Source organism: Halomonas sp. ND22Bw, assembly GCF_003011945.1.
Lineage (GTDB): Bacteria > Pseudomonadota > Gammaproteobacteria > Pseudomonadales > Halomonadaceae > Halomonas > Halomonas halophila.
Genome location: NZ_PXWD01001625.1, coordinates 1 through 242 on the forward strand (window position 1 = coordinate 1; position 242 = coordinate 242).

At 31.8% G+C, this 242-nt stretch carries 1 pseudogene; it reads right to left on the reverse strand.

Annotated features, from left to right (window positions below):
• Positions 1 to 199 (reverse strand): annotated as a pseudogene (locus CVH10_RS23760) (DNA-directed RNA polymerase subunit alpha); the annotation flags it as partial.
• Between the last annotated feature and the right edge of the window lie 43 nt (positions 200 to 242).

Genomic DNA, 242 nt, shown 5'->3' on the forward strand with positions numbered 1-242 from the left:
AAAATTCGTGCTCTACTCCTTCTATTTTGATAGATGTGATAGCATATCCTTCTAGAGAAGAAAGTAAAACTCTTCTCAAAGCATTACCGATAGTAAGTCCGAATCCTGGCTCTAATGGTCTAAATTCGAATTGACCTTTGAAATCCGTAGAATTAAGTAGAATTACTTTGTCGGGTTTTATGAATTGTAAAATTGCCATAATATTGGGTTGAGCAAAAATTTGATTAAAATTATTTAGAGTA